The organism is Citrobacter sp. Cu096, assembly GCF_030332285.1.
Lineage (GTDB): Bacteria > Pseudomonadota > Gammaproteobacteria > Enterobacterales > Enterobacteriaceae > Citrobacter > Citrobacter meridianamericanus.
In genome coordinates this window covers 1,759,842-1,784,622 of the sequence record NZ_JAOWID010000030.1, presented here as the reverse complement: position 1 = coordinate 1,784,622, position 24,781 = coordinate 1,759,842, and the positions used below count along the sequence as shown (strand labels likewise).

Sequence of the window (24,781 nt, the reverse complement as noted above, 5' to 3'; positions counted from 1 at the left end):
TAAACACATGTCCACCCGTAATGGGGGGATACCTATGTTACCTGGCATCTGCAATCAGACAAGCAGAATTCGTAGCTGGAGTGAAAGATTTCGGAAATAAATGCGAATTAGGGAGCCCAAATGGCTCCCTGGAAGGTTTAACTGGCTTTTTTAATATGCGGGAGATCGAAGGCTTTGCGCAGCGCACGAACAAACGCTTTATCGTGGCAGATGGTTTTACCCGGGCTGTCAGATAACTTCGCCACTGGTTTGCCGTTACATTCCACCAGCTTGATGACTATATTGAGCGGCTTAACCTGGGGAATATCACAGGTTAGTCGTGTCCCAATGCCAAAACTCAACTGCACACGAGAAGAGAAGTGGCGGTAGAGCTCAATCGCTTTTTTCAGATCGAGGTTATCTGAAAACACCAGCGTTTTGCTCAGCGGGTCAATGCCCAGTTTTTCATAATGGGCGATGGCTTTTTCACCCCATTCCACCGGATCGCCTGAGTCATGGCGTAAACCCTGGTAGCGGGTCGCAAACTCGACGCCAAAGTCGCGTAGAAACGCATCCATGGTGATGCAATCTGTCAGCGCGATGCCGAGTTGGTCAGGGTATTCATTTAACCAGGCGGCCAGAGCAACGCGCTGGCTGGTGGCAAGCTCGGGGCTGATTTGCTGATGAGCCTGGAACCACTCATGCGCCTGCGTACCCATTGGTGTTAATGACAGGCGGCGGGCGAGATCGTAGTTGCTGGTACCGACAAACCAGGACTCTTGCTGCAGGCGTTTAACAATAGCCTGCTGGACTTCACGTGAAAAACGACGACGCGTGCCGAAATCCATCAGATGGAAGCGGGACATATCGACATCTTTTGTTAAAGCAGAGAATTCTACTAGTTTACTTTCCAACTCATCGAGTGCCTGTGGGACGCCTGATTCAGGCGAACGGTAATGGTGTACCAGCTCGCTTATTACCGCCAACAGCGGAACTTCCCACATGATCACTTCGCGCCATGGACCAGTTAAGCGAATGTTCAACTTACCGTTATCATTGGTGACGCAAACCTGTTCCGGGTTATAGCGGAAATCACGTAACCAGGTAAGGTAATCAGCTTTGAAGAAAGGCAGGCCGGAGAGCCACTGGTACTCGTCCTCCTGCAGTCGCAGGTGCTGCATAGCATTCACCTGCTCACGAATAGAATCGGCATAAATACCGAGCAGGTCATCGCCACGGCAACGAAATTCAGCCGCTACTTGTACATCATAGTAGTGGTGAAAAACGGCTTGCTGCATATGCAACTTATAAGCGTCTGTATCCAGCAGCGAGTGCAGAACAGGAGAAGCGAATTGTGTCATAGGTGCGCAGTAGCATCCTCTCACGGGAGCGTTTAGTACAATAAACAACTAAGAAAACCGCTGGAGTATACCCTGTTTAGCGATTTATTGAACCCCGATCACACCATAAGCTGTCTTTCTGGTCGAGGGCAATTCGTGCCGCGTGTTATAAAAATGTAGCAAAAAGGGCGTTTGTGCCTGAAAAGATGAACATTCTGCGTAGCGCGATTTACGCAACAGGAATAGACTGAAGCCGAGACTCTACCAAAGATGCTAAAGGTTTTTTTATGACACAACAGCCACAAGCCAAATACCGCCACGATTATCGTGCTCCGGATTACCAGATTACTGATATTGACTTGACCTTTGACCTGGATGCTGAAAAAACCGTGGTCACCGCAGTGAGCCAGGCTGTCCGTCATGGCGCGTCCGACGCGCCCCTGCACCTGAATGGCGAAGATTTGACCCTGGTGTCAATCCACGTGAATGATGAACCGTGGCAAGCATATAAAGAAGAAGAGGGCGCTCTGGTCATCAATCAACTGCCGGAACGTTTTACGCTGCGTATCGTGAATGAAATTAGCCCAGCGGCGAATACCGCGCTGGAAGGGCTTTACAAGTCAGGAGATGCGCTGTGTACCCAGTGCGAAGCAGAAGGTTTCCGCCATATTACCTGGTATCTTGATCGCCCGGACGTGCTGGCGCGCTTTACTACCAAAATTATCGCCGATAAAACCCAATATCCGTTCCTGCTTTCCAACGGCAACCGCGTGGCGCAGGGCGAACTGGAAAACGGTCGCCATTGGGTTCAGTGGCAGGATCCCTTCCCTAAACCGTGCTATCTGTTTGCGCTGGTAGCGGGTGATTTCGACGTGCTGCGTGACACTTTTACCACCCGCTCCGGGCGTGAAGTGGCACTGGAACTGTACGTCGATCGCGGCAACCTGGACCGCGCGCCGTGGGCGATGACCTCGCTGAAAAACTCCATGAAATGGGATGAAGAGCGTTTTGGCCTCGAATATGACCTCGACATCTATATGATTGTCGCCGTGGATTTCTTCAACATGGGCGCGATGGAGAATAAAGGACTGAACATCTTTAACTCCAAATACGTGCTGGCACGTACCGATACCGCTACTGACAAAGACTACCTCGATATTGAGCGCGTCATTGGGCACGAATATTTCCATAACTGGACTGGCAACCGCGTGACCTGTCGCGACTGGTTCCAGTTGAGCCTGAAAGAGGGGTTAACCGTGTTTCGCGATCAGGAATTCAGTTCCGATCTTGGCTCACGTGCGGTAAACCGTATCAGCAATGTGCGTACCATGCGCGGTCTGCAGTTTGCTGAGGACGCCAGCCCGATGGCGCATCCTATCCGCCCGGATATGGTTATCGAAATGAACAATTTCTATACCCTGACCGTCTATGAGAAGGGTGCAGAAGTCATTCGTATGATCCACACCCTGTTGGGTGAGGCTAACTTCCAGAAAGGGATGCAGCTGTACTTTGAGCGCCATGATGGCAGCGCTGCAACCTGTGATGATTTTGTGCAGGCGATGGAGGATGCGTCCAACGTCGATCTCTCGCATTTCCGCCGCTGGTACAGTCAGTCCGGTACGCCGATTTTGACCGTGCGTGATGACTATAACCCATCAACGGAAGAGTACACGCTGACTATCAGCCAGCGCACGCCGGCCACGCCGGATCAGGCAGAAAAACAACCGCTGCATATTCCTTTCGCCCTCGAGTTGTATGACAACGAAGGGAAAGTGATCCCGTTACAAAAAGGCGGGCACCCGGTGAATTCAGTACTCAACGTTACCCAGGCAGAGCAGACGTTTGTCTTTGATAACGTCTACTTCCAGCCGGTACCCGCGCTGCTGTGCGAATTCTCCGCGCCGGTGAAACTGGAATATAAATGGAGCGATCAGCAACTGACCTTCCTGATGCGTCATGCGCGTAACGATTTTTCTCGTTGGGATGCGGCGCAAAGCCTGCTGGCGACCTATATTAAGCTCAACGTTGCCCGTCATCAGCAGGGACAGCCGCTGTCACTGCCGGTACACGTGGCCGATGCATTCCGCGCGATTTTACTGGATGAGAAAATCGATCCGGCGCTGGCGGCTGAGATCCTGACACTGCCTTCGGTAAATGAAATCGCCGAACTGTTCGACATCATCGATCCGGTGGCGATAACAGAAGTACGTGAAGCGTTAACCCGCACGCTGGCGGCAGAGCTGGCGGATGAATTCCTCGCCATCTATAACGCTAATCATCTTGATGAGTACCGCGTAGAGCATGCCGATATTGGCAAGCGTACGCTGCGCAACGCCTGCCTGCGATTCCTGGCCTTTGGCGAAACCCATCTGGCTGACACGCTGGTCAGCAAGCAGTACCGTGAAGCGAACAATATGACCGATGCGCTGGCGGCGTTGTCTGCGGCAGTAGCGGCGCAACTTCCTTGCCGTGACGCGCTGATGCAGGAGTATGACGATAAGTGGCACCATGACGGTCTGGTGATGGATAAATGGTTTATCCTGCAATCTACCAGCCCGGCGGATAATGTACTGGAAACGGTACGCGGCCTGTTGAAGCATCGCTCCTTTAGCATGAGCAACCCGAATCGCATCCGTTCGCTGATCGGTGCCTTTGCAGGTAGCAACCCGGCGGCATTTCATGCGGAAGATGGCAGCGGCTATCAGTTCCTGGTCGACATGCTGACTGAGCTCAATAGCCGTAACCCGCAGGTAGCGTCACGTCTGATTGAGCCGCTGATTCGTTTAAAACGTTATGATGCAAAACGTCAGGCGAAGATGCGTGCGGCGCTGGAACAGTTGAAAGGCCTGGAGAATCTCTCCGGCGATCTGTTCGAGAAGATAGCTAAAGCATTAGCCTGATAATATTGCCGGATGGGGCCGGCCTACCATTCACGTGTAGGCCGGATAAGCGGTAGCGCCATCCGGTATTTTTAACCATGCCTGCGTAGCTGAACTTCATTTTCGCCGCGTTGCATCACCCGGTTCAACACCTCAGCTTCCAGTTCTGCCAGACGCACTGAACCAATCCGGCGTGGTCGCGCAATATCCACCGTTAAATCCAGTCCGATTTTTCCGTCTTCAATGAGCAATACGCGATCGGCCATTGCTACTGCTTCGCTGACATCATGGGTGACTAACAATACGGTAAAGCCGTGTTCCTGCCATAAAGAGACAATCAGATCCTGCATCTCAAGGCGGGTTAACGCATCCAGCGCGCCGAGGGGTTCATCCAACAGCAGCAGACCGGGGCGGTGAATTAAAGCCCGCGCCAGGGCCACGCGCTGTTTTTGTCCACCAGAAAGGGCCGCAGGCCATTCCTGGGCACGACTCTCCAGTCCAACTGCGGCCAGCGCATCTCGCGCTGCATTGCGCCAGTGACCTTGCAGACCCAGACCCACGTTATCGATAACCGTCTTCCATGGCAGCAGACGCGCATCCTGAAACATCATTCGTGTATCATCCTGAATCTCTGCCAGCGGTGTGGTTCCGGCGAGTAATGCGCCTGAGGTGGGCGACTCCAACCCAGCCAGCAGGCGCAGTAACGTGCTTTTACCTCCGCCGCTGCGACCGACCACGGCAACGAACTGTCCGGCTGGAATATGCAAATCTAACTGATTGAGCACCGTATTGGCGGCGTATTGTTTCGTCACGGCGCTCAGCAAAAGCGGTGTGCCCTGGTTCAGGCGAGCGGTGTTCATACATTAGTTTCCTTTAAATGGTAAGCCGGGTTCCAGCGTAGCCAGATACGTTCCAGTAATTGCGCGCTGACATCGGCAAGTTTGCCGAGCAGGGCGTAGAGAATAATGGCTACCACGACTACATCGGTTTGCAGAAATTCACGAGCATTCATTGCCAGGTAGCCAATACCGGCATCAGCCGAAATAGTTTCCGCAACAATGAGCGTCAGCCACATCAGCCCGAGAGCAAAACGTACGCCGACCATAATCGAGGGCAGGGCACCGGGGAGGATCACATGAATAAACAGTGAAAAGCCGGATAACCCATAGCTGCGTGCCATCTCTACCAGCCCGCGATCGATGTTACGGATCCCATGCCAGGTGTTGATGTAAATCGGGAACAGCGTGCCCAGCGCGACGAGAAAGATCTTGGCGGACTCATCAATACCGAACCATAAAATGACCAGTGGGATCAGCGCCAGATGCGGTACGTTACGCAGCATCTGCACCGAGGTATCCAGCAGGCGTTCTCCCCAACGCGAAAGACCGCTGATCAGTCCCAGCGTCAGACCAATCGATCCACCGATGGAGAATCCGATCAGCGCCCGCCAGGCGCTGATCGCCAGATGCTGCCAAAGTTCGCCGCTGGCTGAAAGCGTCCAGAAAGCTTCGATCACGCCCTCCGGTGAGGGCAGTATGCGGGTGGACAGCCAGCCCATTGATGATGCGAGCTGCCAGAGTGCCACCAGACCGAGCGGTAAAAACCAGGGCGCGAGGCGCAATAACCATCTGTTTTTCGGCGTTGCCATTAGCCGCTCCTTAGCTTTGTGCGACTTTGCGCGGGATGAATTCATTCGCAACCACTTCGCCTTGCTGTTGCAGGCGCTGTGGTTGCGGAATTTCGGGTATCGCGACATCCAGATGTGGGAACAGCAGCTCACCAACCTTGTACGCTTCTTCCAGATGCGGATAGCCGGACAGCACAAAGCTGTCGATTCCCAGCGCGGCATACTCGTTAATACGCGCTGCGACCGTAGGACCATCTCCAACCAGGGCGGTCCCTGCGCCACCGCGCACCAGTCCTACTCCTGCCCACAGGTTCGGGCTAATTTCCAGTTTGTCGCGCTTACCGTTGTGCAGTGCAGCCATTCGCTGCTGACCAACCGAATCCGTTTTTGAGAAGGCGGCCTGGGCTTTGGCGATGGTGTCGTCATCCAGATGGGCTATCAGACGATCCGCAGCCTGCCACGCCTCTTGCGTTGTCTCTCGTACGATCACATGCAGACGAATACCAAAGCGGATCTTGCGCCCGAGCGCCGCCGCTTTGGCCCGTACTTGTTCAATCTTCTGTTTCACCTGTTCAGGCGGTTCGCCCCAGGTCAGGTAGAGATCAACCTGCTCGGCAGCCAGATCTTGTGCGACATCAGACGAGCCGCCGAAATAGAGTGGAGGATGCGGCTGCTGGATCGGCGGGAAGAACAGTTTTGCCCCGCGGACATGAATATATTTGCCGTTGAAATCCACGGTTTCACCTTGCAGTAAGCGTCGCCAGACCTGAGTAAATTCGCCAGAGGCTTCATAGCGCTCGGTGTGATCGAGGAACACGCCGTCGCCAGCCAACTCCTGCGGATCGCTACCGGTCACCAGGTTAAATAGCGCCCGACCATTAGAAAGCCTGTCGAGCGTTGCTGCCTGACGCGCGGCAACCGTTGGTGAGGTGACGCTTGGACGCAGCGCGACCAGAAATTTTAATCGCTGAGTCACCGGGATCATCGAGGCGGCCACCAGCCAGGCATCTTCGCAGGAGCGTCCGGTGGGGATCAGCACACCGGTAAATCCCAGACGATCGGCCGTTTGCGCAATTTGTTGCAGATAACCATGATCGACCGGGCGCGAACCCTCTTCCGTTCCAAGATAATGACCGTCACCGTGGGTGGGTAAAAACCAGAACATGTTCAGACTCATAATTTTTCTCCTGCCTGCTGGGTGGGTTGCCAGATACGCTGGCGGATATCGATTTTTTTCGGCACCAGACGGTTGTCATAAAACAGATTGGCGGTTTGTTGCTGCAATGCGGCAACAGAGTCGCTGATGGGTGTAATGGTGGTTGGCGGGCGGTGATCCAGATAGGACGCAATCACCGGTTCGGGCAGACCCATGGTTTTAGCCAGCAGGGTGATGCTTTGCTGGCGCTGGCTGAGGGTTAACGCATCGGCCTGGCTAAAGGTATTCAGTACGTCAAGAACAAAAGCGCCATTTTTCTCGGCATAAGGACGAGCGGCGAGATAAAACGAACCGGTCTGCTTCAGATCTGAGCCGTCTTTGAGCACGCGCACATCACCTTGCAGTAACACGGCGGAATAGTAGGGATCCCAGATAGCCCATGCCTCAACGTTTCCTTGCTGGAAGGCCGCTCGCGCATCGGCGGGGGTCAGATAAGTCGGTTGAATATCGGTAAATTTCAGCCCGGCCTGTTGCAGCGCTCGGAGCAGTAAATTGTGGGCGCTTGACCCTTTCTGGAATGCGACTTTATGTCCTTTAAGCTGCGCGACGTTCTGAATCGGGCTATCTTTTGGCACCAGAATCACTTCAGCTTTCGGTTTGGGGGGCTCAACGCCCACGTACACCAGATCGGCTCCGGCAGCCTGGGCGAATATTGGTGGAATGTCACCCGTACTGCCGAGATCGATACTGCCGATATTCAAGGCTTCCAGCATTTGCGGCCCGGCTGGGAACTCAACCCACGAGATTTTGGTCTGTGGATAGCGCTTTTCCAACAATTGATGGCTTTTTGCCAGCACCATACTGACGCTTCCTTTCTGATAGCCGATACGCAGAGCATCGGGCGCAGACTCTGCGGCATACGCCAGCGTTGACAGTGACAGCAACCCGGCCAGTGCGAGCCATGACCTCTGGCGCTTGAGCAAATTAAGCATGGGCAGTACCCCGCAGTGTGTTCAATTGGGGGCGTTGGATATCGCGACGATGCAATGCCAGCCAGAAGGTGTCGAGCGCACTGTCCAGGCGCTGCTGCAGGTTGGGCGTAAACTGCGGTTTATGCTGATAATCGATGACCTGTGAATCATCGGCAAATACGCCGTGCAGGATCTCCTGGGCTTTTAACGTACTTAGTACCGGTTTCAGCGCGTAATCGACGGCCAGTAAATGCGCCACGCTGCCGCCGGTCGCCAGCGGCAACACCACTTTTCCTTCCAGCGCCCGCTCGGGAAGCAGATCGAGCAGCGTTTTCAATACGCCAGAGTAAGCGGCTTTGTAGATCGGCGTGGCGACAATCAGCCCGTCAGCATCCTGCAATTGTTCGCTAAATGTCTTCAGCGTCGGACTATCAAAACGGGCATAGATGAGGTCTTCCGGGGCAAAGTTGTGCAGGTTCCAGTGAAAGACTTCGACATCCTGACCATTGAGTTTTTCTCGGGCATATTCCAGTAACGCGCTGGAGCGAGAGGGAAAGCGTGGGCTTCCCGCCAGAGTAATGACGCGCATAATTTTAATCTCCACTTATAACTAATTGTTTGCCTTTGTTTAACATTGATAACAATTATTGCAGTCTGGCAGAGAGGCTCTGTTTATCGAAATGATTTATGCGGGATAGAAAAGTTGAAAAATGGATAAAATGAGTGAGACAGGAAAACGATTGCTATTTATTGCCGCAGGTCAATTCCCTTTTTGCTCACGATCGCACATAATACGCCCCCGGTTTGCACACCGGGAATCCAGGAGAGTTCATGTACTACCCCTTCGTTCGTAAAGCCCTTTTTCAGCTCGATCCAGAGCGCGCTCATGAATTGACATTCCAGCAATTACGTCGCATTACCGGCACGCCGCTTGAAGCGCTTGTCCGCCAGAAGGTACCTGCAAAACCGGTTACCTGTATGGGGCTGACGTTTAAAAATCCGCTCGGGCTTGCTGCCGGACTGGATAAAGACGGGGAGTGTATTGATGCGCTCGGCGCGATGGGATTCGGTTCCATTGAGATTGGCACCGTAACGCCGCGTCCTCAGCCGGGTAACGATAAACCGCGTCTGTTCCGTCTGGTTGATGCAGAAGGTTTGATCAACCGCATGGGGTTTAATAACTTGGGTGTTGATAACCTGGTTGAGAACGTTAAAAAATCGCATTTTGACGGTATTCTGGGGATTAATATTGGCAAGAATAAAGATACCCCGGTAGAGAATGGCAAAGATGACTATCTGATTTGTATGGAAAAAGTCTATGCTTATGCGGGTTATATCGCGATTAATATCTCTTCACCGAATACACCGGGATTACGTACGCTGCAATACGGTGAGGCGCTGGACGATCTCCTGACGGCAATTAAAAATAAGCAAAATGATCTGCAAGCGATCCACCATAAATATGTTCCAGTGGCGGTAAAGATCGCGCCGGATCTTTCTGTGGAAGAACTGATCCAGGTTGCTGACAGTTTAGTTCGGCATAATATTGATGGCGTAATTGCGACTAACACCACGCTCGATCGCTCTCTCGTTCAGGGAATGAAAAATTGCGATCAAATGGGTGGTCTTAGCGGGCGACCATTGCAATTAAAAAGTACAGAAATTATTCGCCAGTTGTCTCAGGAATTAAAAGGTCAACTGCCGATTATCGGAGTTGGTGGTATCGACTCGGTCATCGCCGCACGTGAGAAAATAGCTGCCGGTGCTTCACTGGTGCAGATTTATTCGGGCTTTATTTTTAAAGGTCCGCCGCTGATAAAAGAAATCGTCACCAATATCTGAATGCTACCTTAATCACAATCCAGGGCTTTATTTCTGGCCCTGGTTGTTTTATATTCCTTTACTGTTGCTTATTTAAACATTCTGAGCTTTTATTATTAAGGCAATAAGCGAAGCGGCAAAAGGATACTGTCGTAATGGCGATGATTAAGGAAAGGAGAGAAACTGATGCGAATTAAACCCGACGATAACTGGCGCTGGTATTATGATGAAGAGCACGATCGTATGATGCTCGATTTAGCCAATGGCATGTTATTCCGTTCGCGTTTTGCTCGTAAAATGCTCACTCCCGATGCATTTTCACCGTCGGGTTTTTGTGTTGATGACGCCGCGCTTTATTTTTCCTTTGAAGAAAAATGTCGCTATCTGGATTTAGCCAAAGAACAAAAAGCGGAACTGGTGCTCAATGCACTGGTGGCGATTCGTTATCTTAAACCACAAATGCCAAAAAGCTGGCACTTTGTCGCGCACGGTATTAACTGGTCGCCAACCGTGGGTGATGCCGCCTGTGTGGATTTAAGCGATACCGATGAACAGGTAAACCTGTTAGTGGTCGAGCCGGGTGAAAACGCCGCGCTTTGTCTGCTTGCACAACCTGGCGTGGTTATTGCTGGAAGAACCATGCAGCTTGGTGACGCGATTAAAATAATGAATGACAGACTGAAACCGCAGGTCGTTGTTGACAGTTTCAGCCTTGAGCAGGCGGTTTAACTCTCCAGCCTGATTGTCGTTTTCGGAACACAACTGCAGCACAGAATTGTCCCGTCATCTCCTATCGCTGATTTTTTCAGCGGGTTAACTTCGCCTTCTACCAGTCGAATTCGACAACATCCGCAAATCCCTGCCCGACATGAATAGGGAATCCGGATACCCTGATTTTCCAACTGTTCAAGCAATACCTGTTGATTATTGCCACGGAAGGTCTGCCCCTGCCAGTCAATCAGTACCGTGGCATCAGGCTGTTGTTCCTGTGCGGTATCATCTGACTCCGCCGCGCCGTATGCTCTGGCGGGGCCGGTTGCCAAAATTTCGACGTCATCGCCAACGCGAATCACGCCGCTGTTGCGCGCGATGAGATTCTGGCCGAAATCAACATCGCCGTTATCCACGGCCGTGCGGAAAGTTTGCAGCGTGGCGAGCGGCTCGCCAGATGGATGTTTCTGGCCTTTCTCTGGGCTGACGGTGGTGAATATGCATCGGCTACAAGGTTTTGCCACATCAAAAATGACGTCGCCAATGCGAATCACTTTCCAGGTATCTTCTTCCCAGGCGCCAGCCCCTGAAATCACCAGATTAGGGCGAAACTGTTCCATTTTCACGCTTGCCGGGCAGCGTTGCTGCAGATCGCGCAGCGACGCTTCATTGGTCAGCAGGTAGGGATAACCGTCGGCGAAGGATAAAGGAACATCATCGTGGCGCTTCACCCGACGCGTCAATTGTGGGCCAACCCAGCGCAGCTGCACGTCACGGGAGAAAAAGCTGCTCAGCCATTGGTTGATAGCGGATGGCGCGATACGCGCGGTAAAATGGTTTCCCCACACTTCTGTCGGCGCATCCTGGGTGGCGAAATCGGCAAATCGCACCAGCGCGCTGCTGCCGTCTGGCGCCGTAAGATGCAGTCCATCGTGGAAAGGGGAAGGGGTAAAGCGGACCATTTGCGGGAACTGTCGGGCAGTAATGAACGTTCCGTCGGCTTCGGTAATCATAAATATACGGTCAAAGGCGAGGCCGCTGACGTCTGCCAGGGCGTGCGTGAGCCCAATTCCACGCATAGATTTAACCGGATGAATAAAAAGTCGGGTCAACGTTACCACTGTACAGCCCCTCGAGCGAAAATAAGCCTTCAACTTTATGACATACAGCCCATATTAGCTATAATGCGCAGCAATTTTATTGGAGTAAAAGTGACATTATGAATTCTCTGTTTGCCAGTACGGCCCGCGGGCTGGAAGAGCTGTTAAAAACTGAACTGGAAAACCTCGGCGCGCTGGAGTGCCAGGTCGTTCAGGGTGGGGTCCATTTTAAGGGCGACACGCGGCTTGTTTACCAGAGCCTGATGTGGAGCCGCCTGGCCTCGCGCATTATCCTGCCGATGGGAGAGTGCAAGGTCTACAGCGATCTTGATCTGTACCTCGGTGTTCAGGCAATCGACTGGACAGAGATATTTAATCCCGGTGCGACGTTTGCCGTCCATTTTAGTGGCCTGAACGAGACCATTCGTAACAGTCAGTACGGCGCGCTGAAGGTCAAGGATGCGATTGTCGATGCCTTCACCCGTAAAAATCTGCCGCGTCCAAATGTGGATCGTGAATCTCCGGATCTGCGCATCAACGTCTGGTTGAACAAAGATACCGCCAGCATTGCGCTCGATCTTAGCGGTGACGGTTTGCATCAGCGTGGTTATCGCGATCGCGCTGGCCAGGCGCCGATCAAAGAGACGCTGGCTGCGGCCATCGTTATGCGTTCTGGCTGGCAGCCAGGCACACCGTTGCTCGATCCGATGTGCGGCTCCGGCACGCTGCTGATTGAAGCTGCGATGTGGGCAACCGATCGTGCGCCGGGCCTGCACCGCGGGTACTGGGGTTTTAGCGGTTGGGCGCAGCACGATGAAGTCGTCTGGCAAGAAGTCAAAGCCGAAGCACAGGTGCGTGCGCGTAAAGGGCTGGCTGACTACTCCTCGCATTTCTATGGTTCCGACAGCGATGCGCGGGTAATTGAAAAAGCGCGCAGTAACGCCCGCCGCGCGGGTATTGCCGACCTGATGACGTTTGACGTTAAAGATGTTGCCAAACTGAGCAATCCGCTGCCGAAAGGACCGTATGGTACGGTTATCAGTAACCCACCATACGGCGAACGTCTGGATAGCGAACCGGCGCTGATAGCCCTGCACAGCCTGCTGGGGCGGACGATGAAAAACCAGTTTGGCGGCTGGAATTTGTCGTTGTTTAGCGCCTCGCCGGATCTGCTCAGCAGCCTGCAATTACGTGCCGACAAGCAGTTCAAAGCGAAAAACGGCCCGCTGGATTGTGTACAGAAGAACTATCACGTTGCAGAGACCACCGCGGACAGCAAGCCAGCCACGGTCGCGGAAGATTATGCCAACCGCCTGCGCAAGAACATCAAGAAGCTGGAAAAATGGGCGCGCCAGGAAGGCATTGAATGCTATCGCCTGTATGACGCTGACCTGCCGGAATACAATGTTGCAGTTGACCGTTACGGCGACTGGGTTGTGGTTCAGGAATATGCTCCGCCGAAGACAGTTGATGCACAAAAAGCACGTCAACGCCTGTTCGACATTATCGCCGCAACGCTGTCGGTACTGGAAATCGCGCCGAATAAACTGGTGCTGAAAACCCGTGAACGGCAGAAAGGGAAGAATCAGTATCAGAAGATGAATGAGAAGGGTGAATTCATTGAGGTAAGCGAGTACAACGCGCGCCTGTGGGTCAACCTGACAGACTATCTTGATACCGGTTTGTTCCTCGATCATCGTATTGCACGCCGCATGCTCGGTCAGATGAGTAAAGGTAAGGATTTCCTTAACCTGTTCTCCTACACCGGCAGCGCCAGCGTACATGCAGGATTGGGCGGTGCGCGTAGCACCACGACTGTTGATATGTCGCGCACCTACCTGGAATGGGCGGAGCGTAACCTGCGTCTGAATGGCCTGAGTGGCCGCGCGCACCGTTTAATTCAGGCCGATTGCCTGGGCTGGCTGCGCGAAGCCAATGAACAGTTTGATCTGATTTTCATCGATCCGCCGACGTTCTCTAACTCAAAACGTATGGAAGACTCGTTTGACGTACAGCGCGATCATCTGGTGTTGATGAAAGATCTAAAACGCCTGCTTCGTAAAGACGGCACAATCATGTTCTCCAACAACAAACGTGGATTCCGTATGGATCTCGACGGTCTGGCAGCACTGGGATTGAAAGCACAAGAAATCACTCAAAAAACGCTTTCCCAGGATTTTGCCCGTAACCGTCAGATCCACAACTGCTGGCTGATTACCGCAGCCTGAAAGGAAAATTAAATGTCATTAATCAGTATGCATGGTGCATGGCTGTCGTTCAGCGATGCGCCGCTTCTCGATAATGCTGAACTGCATATCGAAGATAACGAGCGCGTCTGTCTGGTTGGCCGTAATGGCGCAGGCAAATCGACGCTAATGAAGATCCTGAATCGTGAACAGGGTCTTGACGATGGGCGTATTATTTATGAGCAGGATCTGGTTGTGGCGCGTCTGCAGCAGGATCCGCCGCGCAACGTGCAGGGTAGCGTCTACGATTTCGTCGCTGAAGGAATTGCAGAACAGGCGGTTTACCTCAAGCGTTATCACGATATCTCGCATCTGGTGATCGCCGATCCGAGTGATAAAAACCTTCAGGAACTGGCGAAGGTTCAGGAACAGCTGGATCACCACAATCTGTGGCAGCTGGAAAACCGTATTAATGAAGTACTGGAACAGCTTGGCCTTGAAGCAGACATGGAGCTGGCATCGCTTTCCGGCGGCTGGCTACGTAAGGCGGCGCTGGGCCGCGCGTTAGTGAGTAACCCGCGCGTATTGCTGCTGGATGAACCGACGAACCACCTGGATATTGAAACCATTGACTGGCTGGAAGGGTTCCTGAAAACCTTCAATGGGACAATCATTTTTATTTCCCACGACCGTTCGTTTATCCGCAATATGGCGACGCGCATTGTCGATCTTGACCGCGGCAAGCTGGTTACCTATCCGGGTAACTACGATCAGTATCTGCTGGATAAAGAAGAAGCATTACGCGTAGAAGAGTTACAAAACGCGGAATTTGATCGCAAGTTGGCACAGGAAGAAGTCTGGATCCGTCAGGGTATCAAAGCGCGTCGTACGCGTAACGAAGGTCGCGTGCGTGCGCTGAAAGCCATGCGTCGCGAGCGTGGTGAACGTCGCGAAGTGATGGGCACAGCGAAGATGCAGGTCGAAGAGGCAAGCCGTTCTGGCAAGATTGTCTTTGAGATGGAGAATGTTGATTACCAGGTTGACGGAAAGCAACTGGTGAAAGATTTCTCCGCGCAGGTGCAGCGTAGCGACAAGATCGCGCTAATCGGACCTAACGGCTGCGGCAAAACTACGCTGTTGAAGCTGATGTTAGGTCAGCTTCAGGCTGACAGTGGACGCATTCATGTTGGAACTAAGCTGGAAGTGGCATATTTCGATCAGCATCGCGCCGAACTGGATCCGGATAAAACCGTGATGGACAACCTTGCTGAAGGTAAGCAAGAGGTGATGGTTAACGGCAAACCCCGCCACGTGCTGGGCTACCTTCAGGATTTCATGTTCCATCCGAAACGCGCGATGACGCCAGTACGCGCGCTCTCTGGCGGGGAACGCAATCGCCTGCTGTTGGCGCGTTTGTTCCTGAAACCCAGCAATTTGTTAATTCTCGATGAACCCACGAACGATCTGGACGTCGAAACGCTGGAACTGCTTGAAGAATTGATTGATAGCTATCAGGGCACCGTGCTGCTGGTGAGCCACGACCGTCAGTTTGTCGATAATACCGTGACCGAATGCTGGATCTTCGAAGGCGGCGGTAAAATTGGCCGTTATGTCGGCGGTTATCATGATGCGCGCAGTCAACAATCGCAGTATGTGGCGTTTAAGCAGCCAGTTGCGAAAAAAACAGAGGAACCTGCTGCTCCTAAAGCAGAAATTGTCAAACGCAGCACCAGCAAACTAAGCTATAAACTGCAGCGCGAACTGGAGCAACTCCCCGCGCTGCTTGAAGAACTGGAAGCTAAGCTGGAAGCCTTACAGGCTCAGGTTGCTGACGCCACGTTTTTCAGTCAGCCGCACGAGCAAACGCAGCAGGTATTGGCTAATCTGAACGAAGCGGAACAAGAACTTGAGCAAGCCTTTGAGCGCTGGGAGTATCTTGAGTCTTTGAAGAATGGCGCATAATTAAAGGAGCACATATGTGCGAACATCACCATGCCGCGAAGCATATTTTGTGCTCGCAGTGTGACATGCTGGTGGCGTTACCTCGCCTGGAGCATGGTCAGAAAGCGGCATGTCCACGATGTGGCACTACGTTAACCGTTGAGTGGGACGCCCCCCGGCAGCGTCCCACTGCCTATGTTTTAGCCGCACTATTTATGCTGCTGCTGTCAAACCTCTTTCCCTTTGTGAATATGAACGTCGCAGGGGTGAGTAGTGAAGTGACACTGCTGCAAATTCCGAGCGTGCTCTTTTCTGAAGATTACGCCAGTCTCGGTACCTTCTTTATCTTATTCGTACAGCTGGTTCCGGCCTTTTGTCTGCTGACGATCCTGCTACTGGTAAACCGCGCTCAGATGCCTGATCGGCTTAAAGCATGGCTGGCGCGTATTTTGTTTCAGTTAAAAAGCTGGGGAATGGCAGAAATCTTCCTCGCGGGCGTGCTGGTGAGCTTTGTTAAGCTGATGGCCTATGGCGATATCGGCGTAGGTAGCAGCTTCATCCCGTGGTGTTTGTTTTGTGTACTCCAGTTGCGGGCGTTCCAGTGTGTGGACCGCCGTTGGCTGTGGGATGATATTGCTCCTATGCCAGCTATCGAACAGGAATTAAAGCCTGGTGTGCCTGGAATCCGGCAGGGTTTGCGCTCTTGCTCTTGCTGCACTGCTATTCTTCCCGCTGACGAATTAGTATGTCCGCGATGTCAGGCCAAAGGTTATGCGCGGCGTAAAAACAGTCTGCAATGGACGTTGGCATTACTGTTTACGTCTATCATGCTTTATCTTCCTGCCAATATTCTGCCGATTATGATCACCGACCTGCTCGGGTCAAAATTGCCATCGACGATCCTTGAGGGGGTAGTTTTAATCTGGAGTGAAGGTTCTTACCCGGTGGCAGCGGTTATCTTTATTGCCAGTATTATGGTGCCGACCTTAAAAATGATCGCGATTGCCTGGTTGTGTTGGGATGCTAAGGGGCACGGCAAACGCGACAGTGAACGGATGCATTTTATTTATGAGGTTGTAGAATTTGTTGGTCGCTGGTCAATGATCGACGTTTTTGTAATTGCCGTACTCTCTGCGCTGGTGCGCATGGGGGGGTTAATGAACATTTATCCTGCAATGGGTGCTTTGATGTTTGCTTTAGTCGTCATTATGACAATGTTTTCTGCGATGACATTTGATCCGCGTCTGTCGTGGGACCGTGAACCAGAACCAGATCATGAGGAGTCCTGACAGCATGGAATCTAAAAGTGGGGAAGCCAAAGTGCAGAAGGTAAAAAACTGGTCTCCGGTATGGATATTCCCAATCGTCACTGCGCTCATTGGTGCATGGGTGCTGTTTTATCATTACAGCCATCAGGGACCAGAAGTTACGCTGATCACCACCAATGCCGAAGGCATTGAGGGGGGGAAAACGACAATTAAGAGCCGCAGCGTAGATGTCGGCGTCGTTGAAAGCGCGACCCTGACAGATGATTTGACCCATGTGCAGATTAAAGCCCGTCTTAATTCCGGTATGGAAAAGCTGCTGCATAAAGATTCTGTCTTTTGGGTGGTGAAGCCGCAGATAGGGCGTGAAGGTATCAGCGGTCTGGGTACGTTGTTGTCTGGGGTATATATTGAACTGCAGCCCGGCAATAAAGGCAGCAAACTGGAAAATTACCAGTTGCTGGACTCGCCGCCGCTGGCGCCGCCGGATGCCAAGGGGATCCGTGTGGTGCTTGACAGCAAAAAAGCCGGACAGCTTAGTCCGGGCGATCCAGTGTTATTCCGTGGATACCGCGTAGGTTCTGTTGAGACCAGTACCTTTGATCCGCAAAAGCGAAGCATTAGTTATCAACTTTTCATCAATGCGCCTAACGATCGCCTGGTCACCAGCAATGTGCGCTTCTGGAAAGACAGCGGGATCGCGGTCGATCTGACGTCTGCGGGAATGCGTGTAGAAATGGGATCCCTGACGACGCTGTTTGGTGGCGGCGTGAGTTTCGACGTCCCAGAGGGGCTGGACCAGGGGCAACCCGTCGCGGAAAAAACCGCGTTTAATTTGTACGACGATCAAAAGAGTATTCAGGATTCTCTGTATACCGACCATATCGATTATCTGATGTTCTTTAAGGATTCTATTCGCGGTTTACAGCCGGGCGCGCCGGTAGAATTCCGTGGGATCCGTTTAGGAACCGTCGGCAAAGTGCCTTTCTTTGCGCCAGGTCTACGCCAGGCATTCAATGACGATTACCGTATCCCGGTGTTGATTCGTATTGAACCGGAACGTCTGAAAGCGCAGCTTGGCGAGAGCACCGACGTGGGGGCGCATCTGACGGATCTGCTGAACCGTGGGTTAAGAGCTTCTCTGAAGACCGGGAACCTGGTAACAGGGGCACTGTATGTGGATCTGGACTTCTATCCTAAAGATCCACCGTTAAAAGGCATTCGTGAGTTTGACGGCTACCAAATCATTCCGACCGTGAGTGGAGGGCTGGCGCAAATCCAGCAGCGTCTGATGGAGGCGTTGGATAAGATTAATAATCTGCCGTTGAACCCAATGATTGAGCAGGCGACTACGACTCTGTCGGAAAGTCAGCGCACGATGAAACATCTGCAAACTACGCTGGATAACATGAATAAGATTACTTCCAGCCAGTCAATGCAGCAGCTTCCGGGGGATATGCAGAACACATTGCGCGAACTGAATCGGAGTATGCAGGGCTTCCAGCCGGGCTCCGCTGCCTACAACAAGATGGTGGCAGATATGCAACGTCTTGATCAGGTTCTGCGTGAGCTGCAGCCGGTACTGAAAACGCTGAACGATAAGAGCAACGCGCTGGTGTTTGAAGCGAAGGATAAAAAAGATCCAGAGCCGAAGAGGGCGAAACAATGAAAAAGTGGCTAATGGTGATGATGGCGGTCTGGCTGACGTCATGTAGCTCCAGCGGAGAAAATAAAAGCTATTACCAGCTTCCTATTGCACAGGGTGGGGTACAGAGCACAACTAACCAGGGGAATCGTCTGTTGTGGGTTGAGCAGATTTCGGTACCTGACTACCTGGCGGGTAATGGCGTGGTATACCAGACCAGCGATGTAAAATACGTGATCGCCAATAATAATCTCTGGGCCAGTCCATTAGACCAGCAACTGCGTAACACGCTAGTGGCGAATCTCAGCACCCAATTACCGGGATGGGTTGTTGCTTCTCAACCATTGGGAAGCGTACAGGACACTCTTAACGTCACCGTGACAGGCTTCCAGGGGCGCTATGATGGGAAGGTAATTGTAAGTGGGGAGTGGTTGCTGAATCATCAGGGTCAGTTAATTAAACGTCCGTTCCACATCGAAGCGGTGCAGACTCAGGATGGTTACGATGAAATGGTGAAGGTGCTGGCCAGTGCCTGGAGCCAGGAAGCGACGGCTATTGCTCAGGAGCTGAAACGCCTGCCTTAAGCTTAAATAATTGTAAATTATGCCGCCTCTGGTTCATTGCCCGGGGCGGTTTTTTTTATTTTTTTAGCCGTGGAGATAGCTGTTCTGACTGACTATTTTTGTACAAATGATTTTTCGGGTAGCTCACAAATATGACACTGGCGTGAATTTTGCGCATTGACGGGTCTGATGTTTAGGGGTATTCGTTTAGTGTGATTGCACACTTAGTAATCACTGTTTTCTTTTCCACCAGACCTAAAGATGAGGGAAACGAGGCATGAAGAGACAAAAACGAGATCGCCTGGAACGGGCACATCAACGTGGTTATCAGGCCGGCATTGCCGGACGCTCAAAAGAAATGTGTCCCTATCAGACGCTGAATCAGAGGTCATACTGGCTGGGAGGCTGGCGAGAAGCCATGGGGGATAGGGTTTTAATGGCCTGATTCTGTCTCTTTAGATAAAAGAAACCTCCGCAGAGCGGAGGTTTCGCCTTTTTGCCCACCAGACAAGACGAATAAACGTTAATGACTGGCAGATACACGGACCTGGATTAGAACGCGGAAGTATCCTGGAACAGACCCACTTTCAGATCGTTTGCGGTATAGATCAGACGACCATCAACCAGCACTTCACCATCAGCCAGGCCCATGATCAGGCGACGGTTAACGATGCGTTTGAAGTGAATGCGGTAAGTCACTTTCTTCGCGGTCGGCAGAACCTGGCCGGTGAATTTAACTTCGCCTACGCCCAGCGCGCGGCCTTTACCTTCGCCACCCAGCCAGCCGAGATAGAATCCAACCAACTGCCACATGGCATCAAGACCCAGGCAGCCTGGCATCACCGGATCGCCGATAAAGTGGCATCCGAAGAACCACAGGTCCGGGTTGATATCCAGTTCAGCTTCAACATAACCTTTGTCAAAGTTGCCGCCAGTTTCGGTCATCTTGATGACACGGTCCATCATCAGCATGCTTGGTGCAGGCAGTTGTGGCCCTTTTGCGCCAAACAGCTCACCGCGACCAGAGGCAAGAAGGTCTTCTTTTGTATAGGATTCGCGTTTATCTACCATGTTCTCTGTAAGCCTTATTTTATTGAAGCACGCAGGATAGCTAACACGTGTACGCTGAACAAGTCCGATCAGTTCGGAATAATCCAGTTCAGCCAACGTAGCGGCCAGGGAAAACGGTGACGACCTTCCTGTTGCGTTGCCGTAGCAATACGCTCCTGGATAGTTTGCATCAACGTTGTCTGACCTTCACCATCCCACACCAGATTTAACAACAGTGGCAGCGCATCGGTCACGTCGTCCACCGCCCAGATAGTGAATTTTTCTTCTTCTACAGCTTGTAGCAGCGTGGGCTGCAGGCTCAGATGTCTGACATTAGCTGAAGGAATAATAACGCCCTGCTTGCCGGTCAGCTCACGCTGCTGGCAGATGGCGAAGAAACCTTCAATTTTCTCGTTCAGACCACCAACAGGTTGCGCGCGACCAAACTGATCGACAGAACCGGTAATGGCGATGCTTTGATTAACAGGAACGTCGGCGAGGGCGCTAATCAATGCGCACAATTCGGCCATGGATGCGCTGTCGCCGTCGACTTCGCTGTACGATTGCTCAAAGGTCAGTGAGGCGGAGAAGGGGATTTGCTGTTCAAGCTGGAGTTCCGACATCAGGAACGCCTGCATAATCATCATGCCCTTGGCATGAATATTTCCGCCGAGCTCGGCTTTGCGCTCAATATCCGTAAATTCGCCATCGCCAATATGCACCACACAGCTGATACGTGAAGGCTCACCAAACGCGCGCGGATGTCCAGGGAATTCAATCACCGACAGGGCGTTAATTTGGCCAATACGCTCGCCTTCCGTCTCAATAAGGATCTGTTCCTGAAGGATCTCATCTTGCATACGTTCAGCCAGGAAACCTTCCCGCCATTCTCGCTGAGCTAGCATCAGGCCAAACTGCTCAGCGTTGCAGGTGTCGCTCTCGCATAACGGAGCCACTTCTTTGAACTGCCGGATTATCCATAATGGATTAAGCGGCAATGTATCCTGTTCGCCGGTGTAGCGCACGGCTTCACGAATCAGTACCTGCCAGGCATCAGGAGCGGGATAAGGTAAATGGTTACGCGTAGCGGTATGCGTTACCCACTGACACCACTGCGTCATGGTTTCGGCATCCACTATCTGTAGATTATCTTCAAACTCGCTATAAATAGCCTGCTCAGCCAGTTCTGGCTCCATTTCCTGGAAGTCTGCCAGTGATTCACGTTCACCCACTAATACCACTTTCAGTTTGAGCGGCATAGGTGGAACGGAGACAGGAAGTGGGCGCGACTCATCAAAAGCTACCCAGTCAAAACGCTCGTGGCTGACAATGGCTTTCAGGCGCATCCACAGCAGCGGCTGGGCCAACAGCGTGCGCAATGAAATAACCAGCACGCCACCGTTAGCCTGATGTACAAGTCCTGGCTGCAGGGTCACTTCGCCATTGAACTGACGCAGGCAGCCAAATAGCTGTTCGGCTTCAACCCAGTCAGCGCTGACTACCTGAGTTAACGTTGCAAAATTGTCTTCTGCTTTCTCAGCTGTACGATAGCGAATAGTGTGACCGGAGATATCATAATGACCTCCGGTCAGGCTTCCGGCATCCGTGTGCAGCGTACGTGCTGCTGCTGCAATAAGGTTGAGATACTCAAGCTCTTCCGGCGCTTTTACCAGCATGAACGAGGACGTCGTCCAGTGCTGAAGAAGCTGCTCTAATGCAAATTGTAAACGCGGTTGAGTATCGCTAAGTAAGGTGTCGGTGTCGTCAGTGACGTGCGGCTGTGCAAATACTTCCTGATAACTGTCGGTATCAGGAGCCAGATCACGCCATGCAAGTTTCGTAATGGTCAAAGTTGATGTTTTTTAGTCTGTTGTAAAAAACGCGATTATACCGTAACCATCATCACTGCACACGTGGAAAGCGCCGGGAAACGAATGTGATGACGCGCGGCAGTTCACAGGCTGGATATTCTTTTCTTCAGATGCCGAAAAAGCTGATATTCTGATAAGAGTTACACGGTAACATTGAGATCGCAATGAAATATCAACAACTTGAAAACCTTGAAAGCGGCTGGAAATGGAAGTATCTGGTGAAGAAGCATCGTGAGGGGGAGTTAATCACCCGTTACGTAGAGGCCAGCGCTGCCAAAGAAGCCGTTGATTTATTGCTAACCCTCGAAAATGAACCGGTTCGGGTCAATACCTGGATTGAAAAACACATGAACCCGGCGCTGCTAAATCGTATGAAACAAACCATACGAGCAAGGCGTAAACGGCATTTTAATGCTGAGCATCAGCATACGCGCAAAAAATCAATCGATCTGGAATTTATGGTCTGGCAGCGCTTAGCGGGGCTTGCGCAGCGGCGTGGTAAAACGCTTTCTGAAACTATTGTGCAACTCATTGAAGATGCAGAGCATAAAGAGAAGTACGCGAACAAAATGTCGACATTAAAGCAGGATTTACAGGCGTTGCTGGGAAAAGAATAGCGGTAGGGTGTGGTTCGGCGTAACGTTCTGGTGCGTTTTTAACGAAAAACAGCTGAAAAAAAACCCCGCAAAGCGGGGTTTTTTACTAGACGATAACTTAAGCCTGAGGCTGAGTTACAACGTCTTTGATACCTTTAACTTCGATCTCAACACGACGATCCGGAGCCAGGCAGTCGATCAGTGCAGCGCGAGCTTTCACGTTGTCACAGGTGTTGCCAGTAACCGGGTTGGATTCGCCCATACCACGTGCAGAGATTTTGTCAGAAGGAATACCTTTAGAGATCAGGTAATCAACAACGGACTGAGCACGTTTCTCGGACAGACCCTGGTTGTAAGCGTCAGAACCGATGCGGTCAGTGAAGCCCAGAACCACTACGGAACCGTCTTTCGGATCCAGGTTGCTCAGCTGGCTGTACATCTGGTCCAGAGCCTGCTGGCCTTCTGGTTTCAGAGTTGCTTTGTTGAAGTTGAACAGAACGTCAGACTTCAGAGTGAAGTGTTTGGTCTGTACTTCTGGAGCTGGAGCCGGAGCCGGTGCAACTACTGGAGCTACAGTTTCCTGACCGAAACGGTAAGAAACGCCAACGCTCAGCAGGCCGTTATCCGGACGACCACCAACGGTGTTCGCGTCACCGATGTTGTTGGTCCACTGGTATTCCAGACGGGTAGCGATTTCAGGAGTAATTGCATACTCTACGCCACCAGCGAATACTGGGGATACACCAGTGTCGTGGTCTTTGAAACCTTCGTTGTTTTTAGCGTCTGCACGCCAAACCATACCACCCAGACGGGTATAAACGTCCAGATCGTCAGTGATTGGGTAACCCAGTTTAGCGGTCAGCTGAACGCCCTGAGCTTTGAAAGCGCCGTTTTGATGAGTAGCGTCGGTGTAGCCTTTGTACGGCATACGACCTAACCAGTCGTAACCCATTTCAAAACCAACGTACGGGTTAACCTGATAACCACCGAACGCACCAGCACCCAGTTGGCTTTCGTGGGTAGGACCGGCGTTGTTGATCTGGTTGTTACCAATGTCATGGTACTGAGACCAGCCCATTTTAGCACCAGCGTACCAGGTGTTATCTTTCGGAGCGGCCTGCGCCACGGTAGCGAAACCAGCCAGTGCCACTGCAATTGCGATAGCTGTCTTTTTCATTTTTTGCGCCTCGTTATCATCCAAAATTCGCCATGAATATCTCCGAAGAGAGATAACACGGTTAAATCCTTCACCCGGGGACCAGTTCAATAGTTACTCTACCGATATCTGCGGCTTACGCCGAGCACCCCTGGCGATGTAAAGTCTACAACGTAGTTGAAAACTTACAAGTGTGAAGTCCGTCAGGCATATGAAAAAAAAAGGCTTGTATACACAATATTTAACATTTTTGGATGAATAAATGTACTGAGGATATCCTGAAAACCGCTTCAGACAAGCGTTCTCACGAAAAACCCGTTAAGGCTCAAAACCAAATTGAGACATGAAAAAAAATTCCAGGATAAATCCTAATTTTACTTAATGATACAAATTCGAGTGAATTTTTAGCCCGGAATGCTGTCTCCCCGCAAGTGTCTGAGCGCGAACAGGACGCATAATAAACCCCATCGCATTACCTTCATCTGCCGCTTTTACCAGTTCGGCATGTTCATCTTCGGTTAACTCCTCCGTCAGCCAGCCGATAACGACGCTGTAGTTGCCCGTGCGCAGTGCTCGAACCATAGATTCCAGCGTATTGCAGGGAGAGAGCTGACTAATTTGCATGACTTTCGTCAATGGAAGCCCGGCCGACTGTACCCACTCCCGACTTAATTTTTGCTGAGGTGTCAGCCACAGCTGCCAGCGGGATTGCTGCCCTAACTGTTGCAGGAGTGGAAGCAGCAGGAGCTGTGTCATCATGGGCTGGTCTTCGCGATAGACCACTTCACTGATAAGCCCAGTGGTAGCGTTCTCTGACGACACGCGCGCAATGCTGCTTGATGCAGAAGAGAACGACGAAGAACGATTTGCATAACCTGAAGTGTACATAATCAATCCAGCCCTGTGAGTTACTGTATGGATATA

The 24,781-nt window shown here is 51.9% G+C and carries 21 protein-coding genes; 10 read left to right on the top strand and 11 right to left on the bottom strand.

The features are described 5' to 3' along the window. Positions 1-137: 137 nt before the first annotated feature. Positions 138-1,340 carry a nicotinate phosphoribosyltransferase gene (gene pncB, locus OGX99_RS23020; RefSeq protein ID WP_151217933.1) on the bottom strand — a complete coding sequence of 401 codons (1,203 nt, stop codon included), beginning with the start codon at positions 1,338-1,340 and terminating at the stop codon, positions 138-140. Between the two features lie 266 nt (positions 1,341-1,606). Here pncB and pepN point away from each other — a divergent pair, with 266 nt between their 5' ends. Then, positions 1,607-4,219, top strand: coding sequence for an aminopeptidase N (pepN, locus tag OGX99_RS23015; protein ID WP_187259715.1), 2,613 nt, complete (start codon positions 1,607-1,609; stop codon positions 4,217-4,219). Positions 4,220-4,290: 71 nt separating this feature from the next. On the opposite strand, the gene ssuB is transcribed toward pepN, so the two are convergent. Genes ssuB through ssuE form a run of 5 tightly spaced genes read right to left on the bottom strand, consistent with a single transcriptional unit; the run spans position 4,291 to position 8,541 of the window. Next, the gene (gene ssuB / locus OGX99_RS23010) at positions 4,291-5,058 is read right to left on the bottom strand and encodes an aliphatic sulfonates ABC transporter ATP-binding protein (RefSeq protein WP_187252710.1); all 768 of its coding nucleotides are present in this window, start codon (positions 5,056-5,058) and stop codon (positions 4,291-4,293) included. Next, on the bottom strand, positions 5,055-5,846 hold the full coding sequence (gene ssuC, locus OGX99_RS23005; RefSeq protein ID WP_151217935.1) for an aliphatic sulfonate ABC transporter permease SsuC: 792 nt from the start codon (positions 5,844-5,846) through the stop codon (positions 5,055-5,057). Before ssuC ends, ssuB begins: the two co-directional genes overlap by 4 nt. Before the next feature lie 10 nt (positions 5,847-5,856). Then, positions 5,857-7,002, bottom strand: coding sequence for an FMNH2-dependent alkanesulfonate monooxygenase (gene ssuD / locus OGX99_RS23000; protein WP_286545186.1), 1,146 nt, complete (start codon positions 7,000-7,002; stop codon positions 5,857-5,859). Further along, the gene (locus tag OGX99_RS22995; RefSeq protein ID WP_286545184.1) at positions 6,999-7,973 is read right to left on the bottom strand and encodes a sulfonate ABC transporter substrate-binding protein; all 975 of its coding nucleotides are present in this window, start codon (positions 7,971-7,973) and stop codon (positions 6,999-7,001) included. The genes ssuD and OGX99_RS22995 overlap by 4 nt, the downstream gene beginning before the upstream one ends. Next, positions 7,966-8,541, bottom strand: coding sequence for an NADPH-dependent FMN reductase (gene ssuE / locus OGX99_RS22990; RefSeq protein WP_187252707.1), 576 nt, complete (start codon positions 8,539-8,541; stop codon positions 7,966-7,968). Before ssuE ends, OGX99_RS22995 begins: the two co-directional genes overlap by 8 nt. A 242-nt stretch (positions 8,542-8,783) precedes the next feature. Here ssuE and pyrD point away from each other — a divergent pair, with 242 nt between their 5' ends. After that, the gene (pyrD, locus tag OGX99_RS22985) at positions 8,784-9,794 is read left to right on the top strand and encodes a quinone-dependent dihydroorotate dehydrogenase (RefSeq protein WP_016152472.1); all 1,011 of its coding nucleotides are present in this window, start codon (positions 8,784-8,786) and stop codon (positions 9,792-9,794) included. Positions 9,795-9,959: 165 nt separating this feature from the next. Continuing rightward, positions 9,960-10,502 carry a cell division protein ZapC gene (gene zapC, locus OGX99_RS22980; RefSeq protein ID WP_151217940.1) on the top strand — a complete coding sequence of 181 codons (543 nt, stop codon included), beginning with the start codon at positions 9,960-9,962 and terminating at the stop codon, positions 10,500-10,502. On the opposite strand, the gene OGX99_RS22975 is transcribed toward zapC, so the two are convergent. Beyond that, positions 10,499-11,605 carry a YcbX family protein gene (locus OGX99_RS22975; protein ID WP_151217941.1) on the bottom strand — a complete coding sequence of 369 codons (1,107 nt, stop codon included), beginning with the start codon at positions 11,603-11,605 and terminating at the stop codon, positions 10,499-10,501. The two genes, zapC and OGX99_RS22975, sit on opposite strands and share 4 nt — an antisense overlap. A gap of 98 nt (positions 11,606-11,703) precedes the next feature. On the opposite strand from OGX99_RS22975, the gene rlmKL reads away from it, so the two are divergent. The 6 genes from rlmKL (at position 11,704) to rmf (ending at position 19,629) form a co-directional block, all read left to right on the top strand. Next, positions 11,704-13,812 carry a bifunctional 23S rRNA (guanine(2069)-N(7))-methyltransferase RlmK/23S rRNA (guanine(2445)-N(2))-methyltransferase RlmL gene (gene rlmKL, locus OGX99_RS22970; protein ID WP_151217942.1) on the top strand — a complete coding sequence of 703 codons (2,109 nt, stop codon included), beginning with the start codon at positions 11,704-11,706 and terminating at the stop codon, positions 13,810-13,812. 12 nt (positions 13,813-13,824) lie between these two features. Then, a complete protein-coding gene (locus OGX99_RS22965; RefSeq protein ID WP_151217943.1) occupies positions 13,825-15,732 on the top strand; it encodes an ABC transporter ATP-binding protein in 1,908 nt (635 codons plus the stop codon). A gap of 14 nt (positions 15,733-15,746) precedes the next feature. Beyond that, entirely contained in the window at positions 15,747-17,000 is a 1,254-nt protein-coding gene (gene pqiA / locus OGX99_RS22960; RefSeq protein ID WP_151217944.1) for a membrane integrity-associated transporter subunit PqiA, read from the top strand. 4 nt (positions 17,001-17,004) lie between these two features. After that, positions 17,005-18,645 (top strand): intermembrane transport protein PqiB, encoded by a 1,641-nt coding sequence (gene pqiB / locus OGX99_RS22955; RefSeq protein WP_151217945.1) that lies wholly within the window; start codon positions 17,005-17,007, stop codon positions 18,643-18,645. After that, a complete protein-coding gene (gene pqiC, locus OGX99_RS22950) occupies positions 18,642-19,205 on the top strand; it encodes a membrane integrity-associated transporter subunit PqiC (RefSeq protein WP_151217946.1) in 564 nt (187 codons plus the stop codon). Before pqiB ends, pqiC begins: the two co-directional genes overlap by 4 nt. Before the next feature lie 256 nt (positions 19,206-19,461). Further along, positions 19,462-19,629 carry a ribosome modulation factor gene (gene rmf, locus OGX99_RS22945; RefSeq protein ID WP_003035871.1) on the top strand — a complete coding sequence of 56 codons (168 nt, stop codon included), beginning with the start codon at positions 19,462-19,464 and terminating at the stop codon, positions 19,627-19,629. A gap of 107 nt (positions 19,630-19,736) precedes the next feature. On the opposite strand, the gene fabA is transcribed toward rmf, so the two are convergent. Next, the gene (gene fabA, locus OGX99_RS22940) at positions 19,737-20,255 is read right to left on the bottom strand and encodes a bifunctional 3-hydroxydecanoyl-ACP dehydratase/trans-2-decenoyl-ACP isomerase (protein ID WP_003035875.1); all 519 of its coding nucleotides are present in this window, start codon (positions 20,253-20,255) and stop codon (positions 19,737-19,739) included. 68 nt (positions 20,256-20,323) lie between these two features. Then, positions 20,324-22,084, bottom strand: coding sequence for an AAA family ATPase (locus OGX99_RS22935; protein WP_286545180.1), 1,761 nt, complete (start codon positions 22,082-22,084; stop codon positions 20,324-20,326). Positions 22,085-22,269: 185 nt separating this feature from the next. On the opposite strand from OGX99_RS22935, the gene matP reads away from it, so the two are divergent. Next, entirely contained in the window at positions 22,270-22,722 is a 453-nt protein-coding gene (gene matP, locus OGX99_RS22930; protein ID WP_151217948.1) for a macrodomain Ter protein MatP, read from the top strand. Between the two features lie 97 nt (positions 22,723-22,819). Here the strand turns inward: matP and ompA are convergent, their stop codons facing one another. Both ompA and sulA read right to left on the bottom strand, forming a co-directional pair. Then, positions 22,820-23,878, bottom strand: coding sequence for a porin OmpA (gene ompA, locus OGX99_RS22925; RefSeq protein ID WP_151217949.1), 1,059 nt, complete (start codon positions 23,876-23,878; stop codon positions 22,820-22,822). Positions 23,879-24,235: 357 nt separating this feature from the next. After that, the gene (gene sulA / locus OGX99_RS22920; RefSeq protein WP_151217950.1) at positions 24,236-24,745 is read right to left on the bottom strand and encodes an SOS-induced cell division inhibitor SulA; all 510 of its coding nucleotides are present in this window, start codon (positions 24,743-24,745) and stop codon (positions 24,236-24,238) included. Positions 24,746-24,781 lie beyond the last annotated feature (36 nt).

Coding starts and splice junctions, on each gene's coding strand:
- pncB (WP_151217933.1), bottom strand. CDS start 1,340: ATGACACAATTCGCTTCTCCTGTTCTGCACTCGCTGCTGGATACAGAC.
- pepN (WP_187259715.1), top strand. CDS start 1,607: ATGACACAACAGCCACAAGCCAAATACCGCCACGATTATCGTGCTCCG.
- ssuB (WP_187252710.1), bottom strand. CDS start 5,058: ATGAACACCGCTCGCCTGAACCAGGGCACACCGCTTTTGCTGAGCGCC.
- ssuC (WP_151217935.1), bottom strand. CDS start 5,846: ATGGCAACGCCGAAAAACAGATGGTTATTGCGCCTCGCGCCCTGGTTT.
- ssuD (WP_286545186.1), bottom strand. CDS start 7,002: ATGAGTCTGAACATGTTCTGGTTTTTACCCACCCACGGTGACGGTCAT.
- OGX99_RS22995 (WP_286545184.1), bottom strand. CDS start 7,973: ATGCTTAATTTGCTCAAGCGCCAGAGGTCATGGCTCGCACTGGCCGGG.
- ssuE (WP_187252707.1), bottom strand. CDS start 8,541: ATGCGCGTCATTACTCTGGCGGGAAGCCCACGCTTTCCCTCTCGCTCC.
- pyrD (WP_016152472.1), top strand. CDS start 8,784: ATGTACTACCCCTTCGTTCGTAAAGCCCTTTTTCAGCTCGATCCAGAG.
- zapC (WP_151217940.1), top strand. CDS start 9,960: ATGCGAATTAAACCCGACGATAACTGGCGCTGGTATTATGATGAAGAG.
- rlmKL (WP_151217942.1), top strand. CDS start 11,704: ATGAATTCTCTGTTTGCCAGTACGGCCCGCGGGCTGGAAGAGCTGTTA.
- OGX99_RS22965 (WP_151217943.1), top strand. CDS start 13,825: ATGTCATTAATCAGTATGCATGGTGCATGGCTGTCGTTCAGCGATGCG.
- pqiA (WP_151217944.1), top strand. CDS start 15,747: ATGTGCGAACATCACCATGCCGCGAAGCATATTTTGTGCTCGCAGTGT.
- pqiB (WP_151217945.1), top strand. CDS start 17,005: ATGGAATCTAAAAGTGGGGAAGCCAAAGTGCAGAAGGTAAAAAACTGG.
- pqiC (WP_151217946.1), top strand. CDS start 18,642: ATGAAAAAGTGGCTAATGGTGATGATGGCGGTCTGGCTGACGTCATGT.
- rmf (WP_003035871.1), top strand. CDS start 19,462: ATGAAGAGACAAAAACGAGATCGCCTGGAACGGGCACATCAACGTGGT.
- fabA (WP_003035875.1), bottom strand. CDS start 20,255: ATGGTAGATAAACGCGAATCCTATACAAAAGAAGACCTTCTTGCCTCT.
- matP (WP_151217948.1), top strand. CDS start 22,270: ATGAAATATCAACAACTTGAAAACCTTGAAAGCGGCTGGAAATGGAAG.
- ompA (WP_151217949.1), bottom strand. CDS start 23,878: ATGAAAAAGACAGCTATCGCAATTGCAGTGGCACTGGCTGGTTTCGCT.
- sulA (WP_151217950.1), bottom strand. CDS start 24,745: ATGTACACTTCAGGTTATGCAAATCGTTCTTCGTCGTTCTCTTCTGCA.